Raw genomic sequence first — 11852 nt, 5'->3', positions numbered from 1 at the left:
GACCACCACCTCAAAATTCAGCGAAAGCAAAGAAGTTAGGTGGAGGGCGGGCTGCTAGTAAAAGCCCGATTGGTGAAGGCTGATTAAAGTTTCACTTTATTTCGAATATACCGTTCACCCTTGAAAACATAGTACTTATCGCTTATATTTTCATATAGTATTTATTTTAAAATAAAGCAATGAACGAACCAGGGGGCACAGTATGGCAATTAATATGAAAACAATCGAAGAATGGATTGCTGAATCAAACGCAAGACAAGAAGAAGACTTTGGAAACGTTGTAGAAGAGATGAAAGAAGTATGCGTCGGACTTGATAATGCGACATTAATTTATACGAAAAACGTATTTTGTTTCGGTAAGAAAGTAGAAGTATTGTTCTTCTTCCAAGACCATGTCGTAATCGGACAAGAAAAAGATGAATATGTTGAAATTGAAAAATTAAAGTATGATGCTATTACACATAGCAACTTAAAAACAAATGACAAAAATACAACGTTAGAATTAAAGTTTGCTAATGGACAATCTATCAATTTAGATAGTTTAAATGATAACTACGGTACGAAAAATTGGTTATTTGCAAGACAAATTAAGAGTATCTTTAAATTAATCTAGTAAAAAAGCAGACCTCAAAGGGTCTGCTTTTTTATTTGTTTCCTATTACACAAAGGCATCCTCTTTCTTCGTAACATTTCACGCTTGTAAATCCTGTTTTATAAAATAGGTTTATTAATTCTTCATTCGTTTTATATTTCTCCATATGATATTGAATTTTAAAAGTTTCAGCCACTAATAAAAAGGATCCATTCGGTTGTAGGACGCGAAATACTTCTTTTATATCTTGTTCCACATCAGGCCAAAAGTAGTGTGTTTGAAAAGCGGTAATGAGATTGAAGAAGTTTGTATGATAGGGCATAGAAGAAACGCTTGCTTGTTGAACAATGACTTTTTGTTTTTGAACATCCTTTATATTCGTCTGTATAGAATTTTTAACAGCTTGATCGGAGTAATCAATCCCATATATTTTCCCAAGTGGAGTTCGTTTTGAAAGAGTGTGTATCGTTTTACCGCCGCCACAGCCAATATCTAATATGATTGCATTTTTCTTTATATGTACTTTCTGTAATGCCCAATTTGTTAGTCTCGTATGTGCACTGTTCATAATACAAAGCATGGAAGAACCAATTGTCCCGCGAGGATTTTTTGCTTGCTGGATTAATCGTTGTAAAATACTCAAGTAAAACTCTCCTTTTATGTAAGAATATATACTCATTTCGCTTTTTATAAATTAAGTCCTTTAAAAAAGCACGCCGTTCATCGGCGTGCTTCTAATTACGCAAATCCCCTTTTAACCAATTTCGCGCTCGATAAGCCCCGACAGGAATTTGAATGAGAGACGTTTCATTTCCAGTATCTATCCCGTATAACTGATCACATGAATTTGTATCAAAACTTAGTAATGGATGCCCGCCCATCCCCATCGCGGTTGCGGCGAAAACGAGTTTATGAACGAGTATACCAGCTTCCATTTGGTGAATACGGTATCCTCTATAGCCTAATGCATTTGTATAGTAATCTTTCTTTCCGACTACATGTAGGCAAAGCGGTACTTGAAAAAGATTTACGTTATCCATCGTCATACTGGATTGAAGGGGATAACGAAGGTCTCCATATCGAAGTGGCTGTATGGAATGTGTTTTACTGTTATAAGAATAAGCACCGTTTTCTATATCTTTTACGTTATAAAAACATCCATATAATGAGACTCGTGCATTTTCATTTACATACTGACCATCAAGGTCGTTGTAATAAGGGAAGGAGAGACTCGCTTCTTGTAGTAATGTAGCGAGCTCGGCTGCATCCCATTTCGTGAAAGTAAAGTCAGCATCAGGGGAATACCGTTCTTTACAAAGTTGTAAGAAATCATACGATAACCGTTCTACTTGCGGCAATTGTACAGCGTGCGCATGATGTTGATAGTGCTCTTCATGATGTAGTGTTTGGAAGTGTGCTGTCGATTCAATCATAGAAGCTTCATTTATTTTTGTTATCATTGGATATTCATTTACATGTTTTGAGCGAACGAAATGTTCGTGTGCTAACGGCGGAATTTGCTGCAACAATTCATGAGAAGTAACTGCTTTATTTTCATGGTAATCATTGTGAAACCAATTTGTATGTGGTTCTGTACTGAAAGGAACAACAGCATACACGCTTTCTTCACCTTCTGATAGTCCGAGTAAGTGATTGATTGCACGGTCTAGAAACTGAAAGTATACGCCATTTGTGTAACCGAATTGTTTGGCACATGCAAGTAATTGTCCGATGAGAACACCACTATCTAATCCTTGAAGACGGTATGAAAAATTATTGTATTTAAAGTAGTTTTTCCAAAACATAGTGGATACGAATGCAGTGCCAAAACAAGACTGTATGTTACAACGATTGCCAAGTGCCTCAGTAAGATAAGAATCAAAATTTCCTTCACGAAGTAAGATAAGCCGGTGATGCGCAGCGTCGTAATGGTAAATACCGTCTGGATAATCATCAATCTTTAAATATATATACAATTCATTTGGATATAAAGCGCCGCCTGAAGGGATAGATCTTCGGGATAAAATTTTCTCGCTATTTAGCTGACATAACTGTGTTAAACCAAATGAGTACCAAAGGTAATGACCAATCTCTTTTAAAGTAGGTGTAGTAGAAGAGTTAGGTAAAGATAATGGGATTTCTAAAGAGAGTGGAATAATAGGGACATTTCGATATAATTTATAAGGGAGCGGTGCATCTTCCCAGTCCACTTCATGGTTCGGCATAATTTCGTCTATAGAAAAATGGAGATGATGTAAAAAAGTATCCAGCTGCATAGAATCCCCTCCTTTACTATGGAAACGGATGCGGATGTGGATTTAATTGTTCATTCGTTAAAGGTTCGTTTGTATATCCAAGTGTCATCGGCACAGTATATACTCTATCCAGTCCTGTAACCCGAGTGAGATGGTGGCCGAACGTCATCGGTAGCATGCCTGGAATAATGACTTTTACACAATGTAATCCGTTTTTTTCTATAAGAGGTACTGTTTGATTTACAACGATTACGTCAAGTCCAGATTGCTGCAGACGGTTTAAAAGTTGATGAAGATCGGATGTTAAATCTAGATCAACTGATTGTAATGCATTCATTTCTTGGAATGATTGTACCGGGGCATCGTCACGTAAAAGAAAGTGAAGACGTTCTTCTGCTTCTTTTAATCCGTACAGCATACTATGGTCTTCCATTTTATTTACGAGATAAGGGTCTTGTAAGCAGTTTTCGTAGTGCTCTCTTTTTTGTTCGAGTTCATCGTCTGCTATTAGTAACATGCCTGCTATTTCATGGATGGCACTCTTTAAAGCGCGGACAGGGTCTAAATGAGAGCCTCCCGCACAAACAACGTTCATTCCATTTTCACGCGTATTTTTCGCAATTACCCATAAGCTTGGGATACCGTGTTCCATCGTTGCGTTAAAAGCATGTAATTCATACCCGGTAATCGTGTACAGCCGCTGAATCATTAATTGTAATTCCGTATCATTTGCTGAACTAAGATCAAGGCGGGGGAGAGGTAATTCGGCATACCAAGTGAGCAAAAAGGCGTCACGCTCTACAATTTCTAAAATGCCATGAAAAATTGCCTCTTCTAAACTACCACCAATTGCACATCCATTTGATGTTTCATACACGAAAGCATCTCGATGACCGAGGCTATAATAAGCAATTGATTCAGGAACTAAAATTGGCTGGTTTTGTAATAAAGAGTAGCCCCATACCCAGTTTTGTTCATAGTCAGGATCAAACGGTTTAAACGGAAAACTATTACGATTATAATGTTCATTTGTATGTACACCGAGCAAGAGGGGATTAAGTGCATGATCCTCTAACTCACGAAAACTGCCGTGTACATTTGTCTTTTTTCCTCGAGGTGACATACCACAATATCGTTCTAAACCTTCTAAAATAGCAGTTGCTTCACTCATTGCAAATGAATGAGTTCGGCCTGCAACACCTTCGTTTCCAAACATTAATGGCATGTTTATAATAACGTCAGCAAATGGTAATAAAGAATGCTGCATTTTTCCGTTCAACATACCGACCCGATAATCTAAATAATCTCTCGTTAAAAATGTGTTTAGTTCATGAATGGAACGACAGCGATAAGTTGCTTCGCTTGTTTTTAAGCTCGGTTGTAACGAAATCGCTGCTGCATCTGCCGTATCGTCAGGCAAATTACTACATACAGGGCAGAGCGGATCGGGAAGAAAAGAATGACGTGTACATTGCAGTGTTTGTAAGTTTAGTAAAATGAGTTCATTTTCTAAAGAAGAATGGTTATGGGTTAATATTTTCTCTGTTTCTGCACGAATAAGATGGCACATTTGTAACATACCATTTTGGGTGGCACGTACATCACGCCTTGTTACATTATCTGCCTTTAACGCATATTTCCGCTGTAGTTCCCACATTTCCTGTTGATCAAAGCCAGCGATAAACCGGCGTCCATCAGAGCAGTTGGAACAGCCAGTTGCAAGAGGATGAATGTAAGGACCAATAATACCTTCACCAAATGAAGTGAATGCACGTAGCCATGGAATATGATTCGATCGAAACATTAGCTCGGCATCATGATGAAGAGAAGAAGGAGAGCCATCATGTAGTACGAGAGCGAGATGAATGTTTTCAGGGAGTTCTTCTGTAAGGCTATGTTGGCGAATGATAGAATATTGTTTGCATAGTTGATCATGTACATAGTTTGCAAGTAAGCCATCTCCTATAAGCAATATATTTTGAGTCATAGACTGTCCTCCTTTGCAATTAATACCCCGTACACACCATCTAAGTTTTCTTTCAAAAATGGTTCAATAGCTAAATCAAACACGAATGGATAAAAATTATGTTCTTCTAAATGTTGCAAGGCAAGCTGTACAGATTGCGAGCTTGGAAGTTCTTCTTCCGCTTGTATTTCTAACCTAAAAGAATCCGTATCATATAAAATAATAGAGGATTCCGGCAAGATATTAGCTCTGTATGGAGTCTCTTCATTTTGAATATGAAGAAGGGATAGTTGTAGTGCGTTTCGTAACGCTAACGTTGTATTAATATTAGATGCGCCGTACCATCGATTATTTATACCGACCCAAACGACTGGAAAGCTGAGAATCTCTTCACTTACTGCTATTTTAGGTGTTTCATGAATTGTAGCGAGAGCATCGTAATAAAACCTACAATGTTTATCATGAATTTCGGTTAAGTCGACCGTCGTAATTTCTTCTAGCATATGTGACTGCCGCTCATACAATTTGTTATTTAAATGTTGTTGTAGCGCTCGGTATACACCTTCTGTCATTGTTTCTCCAGCGCCAATACCGATATCGTTATGTTCAGGAATAAGGCGGTGCATAATTTCTGCTATATATGTTTCAATTCCTGTTAAACCAGCTTCTCGGCGTGCTTCATTATGAGTTAAACCTCCGCAAGTCATAAGAGGCAGGAGGGAAGCAGGGCCATCTGATAGTGGAGTAGCTACTTGAATATGGCATTGTGATAAGGGTAATTGATATGAATCTTGTTCATCCCATACATGGAATATACCAGCTTCTTTAGAAGTTAATGAGTCGAAAAAGCGGAATAAATCAGTTGAGGTATGTTGGTTGGACCGATGCTCAAGTTGTTCAGAAAGATTTTCTATCGTATCAATTGTAAAACTTTCATCAGTTGCAAGAGGATGTTTTATAAAAGGATGCCATGCCCCTTCGAGTGTTTCGTAATTTAATAAAAAGAATTGTGGTTCTTTTTCTCGGGAAGAATCATCAGCGACATGCTTAAGTAATTCAAATACGATTATATTTGCTAACATTGCAGATGGAAGTGGTGAAAATGATGCTGATGAATGTTCATTTTGTAAAGTCGTTTCATGTAGCCGGTGCCATGCGGACTCCCAGCATTCTTCACGATTAGCTGTTACGATAGGGCCGGCTATACCAAGTGCTGATAAACAGACGGCAGGTATGAAGTTCTTTCCTACTTCTCTACAAATCGTGTGAACTGCTCTTAGGCCTTCAATATCTCCATTTTGAGAAACATACAAAATCCAGTCGAAAGGCTCGAACACTTCATGCAGGGGACGATCAATTGTCGTATCTATTTCCTGAACAAGGACATGATCATCAACTTCATGTGCAAGTTCTACTAGCTCATGAATGCGATCGTAATTTGTTTCCTCATAATCTGTAACAAGGTAATGAAAGGTAGGTAATCCTGATTCTAATAAAGAAGAAACTAAGGAAGTAAGCATATCTCCAGAACCAATTATAAGGACGTTTGCCGCGCGATATGTTTCGAATTTTAGAGCGCCTGAATGAGAATCAGCTTCTAAAAATTCAATTTGTGAAGCGTATCTATCAAGTAATGCGCTATTTAATTCATGAGGTGCATCTTGACTTACATCCCGAACGAAACCATTTTCATATAAAATCTCTCCGATTTCAAATACACGATTTTGATAGGGGAGAGGGAGACCGTCGGTTATTTCTGCTAAAGAGTAATTACCGTTAAACATTGGCATTAATTTTTCAATCCAGTTGTAAATCCCATCACCGTCCATACGAAATGAACTGGCGTTATTTCGAAAATAGACACCCCCGTTTGAGTCGGGGAGGAAGAAAGTATCCTTATTAGCTTTAAGTTTTGCATGAATTGGAAGGTTATTCATTTTAATCCTCCTTACGTTTAGGCATACATTATTAGCTTATGTTATGAAATTTGTCCCGTATGAACGCAATAAAAAAAGGTTGTAGAATGATTCATTCTACAACCTTTAATAGATTATTAATCTATCAACCTTCTAATAATAATGATTTTGGATCTTCAAGCATATCTTTAACAGCAACAAGGAAGCTAACTGCTTCTTTACCATCAACAATACGGTGATCGTAAGATAAAGCGATGTACATCATTGGACGGTTTTCCATACGTTCTGCATCGATTGCAACTGGACGTACTTGGATTTTGTGCATTCCTAAAATACCAACTTGTGGGCTGTTTAGGATCGGTGTTGACATTAGAGAACCGAACACACCACCGTTTGTAATTGTGAATGTACCACCTTGTAGTTCTTTTAATGAAAGTTTGTTGTCACGTGCTTTCATACCTAAATTACGAATTTCACTTTCGATTTCAGCGAAGTTTAATTGGTTAGCATCGCGTACAACTGGTACAACTAATCCATCTGGAGCTGCTACTGCAATACCGATATCATAGAATTTTTTAATGATAAGCTCGTCGCCTTGAATTTCAGCATTTAATAATGGGAATTGTTTTAATGCTGCAACAACTGCTTTTGTGAAGAATGACATGAAGCCAAGACGTACATCATGTTTTTTCTCGAAAGCATCTTTACGCTCTTTACGTAATTCCATGATTGCAGTCATATCAACTTCGTTAAATGTTGTTAACATTGCAGATGTTTGTTGAACTTCTACAAGGCGTTTTGCAATTGTTTGACGGCGGCGGGACATTTTCACACGCTCAACTGGTTTTTCGAATTCCGTTTTTGCAACTGGAGCAGGAGCTGGACTTTTTGGAGCAGCTGGTGCTTCTTTTGGTGCTGCAGCATGAGCTTGTACATCGTGTGGTCTCACACGTCCAAGTGGATCTGTGCTACGTACGTCGTTTAAGTCGATTCCTAATTCACGAGCCATTTTTCTAGCAGCTGGTGATGCGATCGGACGGTTCGTATTTGGTAAACCTTGTAAAGTTGCAGCTTGCTCAGCATTTGGAGCCGCAGCTTTCGGTGCTTCAGTTGTTTCTTGTTTTGGTTGCTCAGCCACTGGTGCAGGTGTACTTACTGCAACTGGTGCTCCGTTTGCATCTAAAATTGCGATAGTTGCGCCAACTTCAACTGTATCCCCAGGTTCGCCTAGTAACTTCGATACAATACCTGAATCTTCTGCAATGATTTCTACATTGACTTTATCAGTTTCAAGCTCAACAACGCTGCCACCTTTCTCAACTTTGTCGCCTACGTTGATAAGCCATTGTGAGATAGTTCCTTCAGTAATAGATTCTGCAAGCTCAGGTACTTTAATTTCGATCATTTTAAATGTCCTCCCCTTATTTGCCTAACGGTGTGTTTTTTCTTCTTTTGTCTTCGGTAATCTCCATTTGTTAGCCCGCCCCCCGGGCAGAGTATCCGTCCAGGGAGCAAGCTAGAAATCTTCATTGTTACTTTTTAGTTGCTGAAAACTTCAATTTCTTGTTTATCTTGACGGAAGTTATACTTCACATCTAAAGCGTGTGCAACAATTAGTTCTTGCTCAGCTTTGTGAGCGAATGGATCGCCACCAGATGGGCTAGAGCGATCTGGACGTCCAATATAACCTGTTTTCACTTTATCTCCAGCAAGTTCGAACAGAATTGGAGCCATGTAATGCCATGCGCCCATATTACGAGGTTCTTCTTGAACCCAAATAATTTCTTCTAAGTTTTTAAAGCGTTTAATAATAGATTGAACTTTCTCAGCAGGGAATGGGTACAGCTGTTCAATACGAACGACATGAACTTCATCTAAGTTGTATTCATGTTTACCAGACTCAATTTCTGCAGCTAAGTCAATCGCCATTTTACCTGTGCTTAAAACAAGACGTTTTACTTTGTTTGGTTTCGTGCCAAGGTTTTCTTGTTCTAGAGCAGGTTGGAAACGTCCTTCGCTTAACTGACTAGCAGTTGAAAGCGTAAGTGGGTGACGTAATAAACTCTTCGGCGTCATCAATACTAACGGTCGAACAGCTTCTGTTCCTAAGATAGATGCTTGACGACGTAAAATATGGAAGTATTGTGCCGCGCTCGTTAAGTTTGCAACTGTCCAGTTATTCTCAGCAGCTAACTGTAAGAATCGCTCTGGACGTGCACTAGAGTGCTCTGGTCCTTGACCTTCATAACCGTGTGGTAATAGAAGAACTAAACCAGATTTTTGACCCCATTTTGCTCTTCCAGCTGAAACATATTGATCAAATAATGCTTGCGCAGTATTTGAGAAGTCACCATATTGCGCTTCCCACATAACAAGAGTTTCTGGAGCGAATACGTTATAACCATACTCGTAACCAACAACAGCAGCTTCTGATAACGGACTGTTATGAACAGAGAAGGATGCATTAATGTTTGGTAAGCGATGCAATGGTGAATATGTTTCATTTGTATCCGTATCGTGTAATACGATATGACGGTGCGCGAATGTACCACGCTGTGAATCTTGACCAGTTAAACGAATTGGCGTACCTTCTTGTAAAATAGAAGCGAATGCTAATGACTCAGCAAGTGCCCATTCAATTTTACCGTTCTCTTCAAGAGCATCTTTACGGCGCTCAAGAATTTTCTTCACTTTTGGATATACGTTAAAGCCTTCTGGCCAAGATAGTAGACCTTCATTAATTGCGCGAAGTGAGTCAATCTCAACACCAGTATCAATTGGCTGAATGCCTTTTGCAACAACATCTGGTACTTTAACATGAATTGTTGCATCGCTCGTATCAGCTGGTGGTACTTGTGCATAGTCAGATTTTAATTGCTCTTGTATAAACTGTGTAATTGTTTCAACCTCATCTGCATTTAGAACACCAGCAGTTTGTAATTGGTCTGCATAAATCGCTCTTACAGTTGGGTGGTTTTTAATCTTTTTGTATACTTGTGGTTGCGTAACTGCTGGGTCATCCATTTCGTTATGACCGTAGCGGCGGTAACCAATTAAATCGATTAAGAAGTCTTTTTTGAACAATGTACGATATTGAATCGCAAGGTTAGCAGCAGCAAGACAAGCTTCTGGATCATCAGCGTTCACGTGAACAATTGGAATATCGAAACCTTTTGCAAGGTCACTTGAATATTTCGTAGAACGAGAATCATAGCTATCAGTTGTAAAACCAACTGCATTGTTTGCGATAACATGAATTGTTCCGCCTGTTTGATACGCGTTCAATCTGCTTAAGTTCAATGTTTCAGATACAATACCTTGACCAGGGAATGCAGCATCACCATGAACTAAAATTACGAATGATTTTGAAGTGTCTTGTTCTGGAAGACCAGATTTTTTACGATTCTCTTGAGCCGCACGTGCGAAACCTTCCACAACAGGGTTAACGAACTCAAGGTGACTCGGGTTATTTGCCAATGTAACGCGAGTGCTAACTTCTTCGTTACTAACGACTTGTTCTCTACCTAAATGGTATTTTACGTCGCCAGTCCAGCCAGAGTTAGCCACTGCGCCTTCTATTTTTGCATGTTTGAACTCAGCAAACATGTGACTATATGGTTTTTCTAATACGTGTGCAAGTACGCTTAGACGACCGCGGTGAGCCATACCAATCATGACATCTTCTACGCCGCTTTTAGCACCTTCTAGAACAATTTCATCTAGAACAGGTACAAGCATATCAACGCCCTCGATAGAGAAACGCTTTTGCCCAACGAATGTTTTATGCAAGAATTGCTCGAAACCTTCAACAGCTGTTAAACGTTTTAAAAGAGCAGTTCGTTTTTTATTTGATAGTGGTTGACGCAATGAATTTGATTCCACCATTTGATGCAACCACGCGCGTTCTTCACTATCTTGTATATGAGAAAATTCATAAGCTAAAGATTTTGTATAAACGTCTTTTAATCTATGAATTACATCAAGTGCAGTGTGAATACCTTCTGGTGCATCTTGCCATACTGTCTTTGCTGGAATCGCTTTCAAGTCAGCATCGCTCAGTTCGTTCATTGCTTTCTCAAGAAGAGATTGTCCATTTGCAGCATCTTCCATCGGATTGATGTGAGCCAACGTATGCCCGAAAGAACGAATCTGTTCAACAAGCTGAACGACTTTAAGAATTTTTTCAATGTTCCCTGTGTTTTGAGGAGAAAAATGTGTTGCTGTGTTGTCCCCTGTTACGACATCATCTTGAAACGAAGGAGCTCCAAAAATTTCAAAAAGCTCTTGTAATTCCGGATCAACAGAACCTGCTCCAGTTACGTAAAGATCATACTGCTCAATAACATAACCAAGGTTCGGACCGTGGAACTTGGCCCAAGGGTTTGTCGTTGTATTCTTCCTCGTCATTTGTTTAAACCTCCCAATGCATATAATCCTTTTCCTTACAAAAGGTGCATTTTGCTCTTTTCAATAATTGATGAACCAATAATCAATGTAAATCTTTTCTTTACTCTTATGTTATTACAATAATTTACATAATACCAAACACTATTACTTATCTGTTTTGTAAAAAAACATTCACAATAACTTATCACCCAAGTTAATCTTTCATGTTATAAAGTAATTTTACAGAAAAACAGGGTGGATATATTTGGTATACCTACACGAATAACTAAAATTGTTGCATGTAAATATAAGTATAATAGTTAGAATGTTTCGATAAAATCGAGTTCGAATTATGTATATTGAAATAATAAGCGCTTTCATTGATATTATACAACAATATAACGGAATATAGTATAAAAAATAAAAAATTATGAATTTATCGTAAACTTTATTTAGATAGTGTTAAATATTGAAAGGAAAGTGAAGGATTTCTACAAAAAAAGTTGCTAAACATAAAAAATGCTTCATAAACAGTTAGTTTCTATAAATATGACGAAAAACACCGTAAAACCAATAACGCATTTCGTAGAATAAAGAGATCAATGAAATATTTTAAAAGGATAAAACAAATAGGGAGATATTAAATTTTAAAAAAAGAGAGGAGGAGATATAGTAACGGTTATTTAAAGTGTTCCGCGTTTCATTTCAAAATAGACGTGCTGAAACTGAAAAAGTTT

Annotated in this window: 7 protein-coding genes; 1 reads left to right on the top strand and 6 read right to left on the bottom strand. The window is 38.2% G+C overall.

The window, feature by feature from the left end; all coding sequences use genetic code 11:
- The first annotated feature begins 202 nt into the window (after positions 1-202).
- On the top strand, positions 203-613 hold the full coding sequence (locus K5S59_RS07915; RefSeq protein WP_000996801.1) for a DUF3908 family protein: 411 nt from the start codon (positions 203-205) through the stop codon (positions 611-613).
- Between the two features lie 31 nt (positions 614-644).
- Here the strand turns inward: K5S59_RS07915 and K5S59_RS07910 are convergent, their stop codons facing one another.
- From K5S59_RS07910 to odhA, 6 genes are all read right to left on the bottom strand, one after another.
- Positions 645-1235: a class I SAM-dependent methyltransferase gene (locus tag K5S59_RS07910; RefSeq protein WP_098258232.1), complete on the bottom strand. Its 591-nt coding sequence runs from the start codon at positions 1233-1235 to the stop codon at positions 645-647.
- Between the two features lie 91 nt (positions 1236-1326).
- Positions 1327-2868 (bottom strand): SagB family peptide dehydrogenase, encoded by a 1542-nt coding sequence (locus K5S59_RS07905; RefSeq protein ID WP_120449698.1) that lies wholly within the window; start codon positions 2866-2868, stop codon positions 1327-1329.
- Between the two features lie 16 nt (positions 2869-2884).
- Entirely contained in the window at positions 2885-4834 is a 1950-nt protein-coding gene (locus K5S59_RS07900) for a TOMM precursor leader peptide-binding protein (RefSeq protein ID WP_000193000.1), read from the bottom strand.
- Positions 4831-6750, bottom strand: a complete 1920-nt coding sequence (locus K5S59_RS07895) for a putative thiazole-containing bacteriocin maturation protein (RefSeq protein WP_001061545.1) — start codon at positions 6748-6750, stop codon at positions 4831-4833. Before K5S59_RS07895 ends, K5S59_RS07900 begins: the two co-directional genes overlap by 4 nt.
- 124 nt (positions 6751-6874) lie before the next feature.
- The gene (gene odhB, locus K5S59_RS07890) at positions 6875-8134 is read right to left on the bottom strand and encodes a 2-oxoglutarate dehydrogenase complex dihydrolipoyllysine-residue succinyltransferase (protein WP_000569925.1); all 1260 of its coding nucleotides are present in this window, start codon (positions 8132-8134) and stop codon (positions 6875-6877) included.
- A 134-nt stretch (positions 8135-8268) separates the two neighbouring features.
- On the bottom strand, positions 8269-11136 hold the full coding sequence (gene odhA / locus K5S59_RS07885) for a 2-oxoglutarate dehydrogenase E1 component (RefSeq protein ID WP_000197139.1): 2868 nt from the start codon (positions 11134-11136) through the stop codon (positions 8269-8271).
- Positions 11137-11852 lie beyond the last annotated feature (716 nt).

The sequence above is a fragment of the Bacillus sp. BML-BC051 genome, from assembly GCF_019656175.1.
Taxonomy (GTDB): domain Bacteria; phylum Bacillota; class Bacilli; order Bacillales; family Bacillaceae_G; genus Bacillus_A; species Bacillus_A mobilis.
Note: the sequence above shows the minus strand (reverse complement) of the source record. Positions and strands in the feature narration are given on the sequence as shown.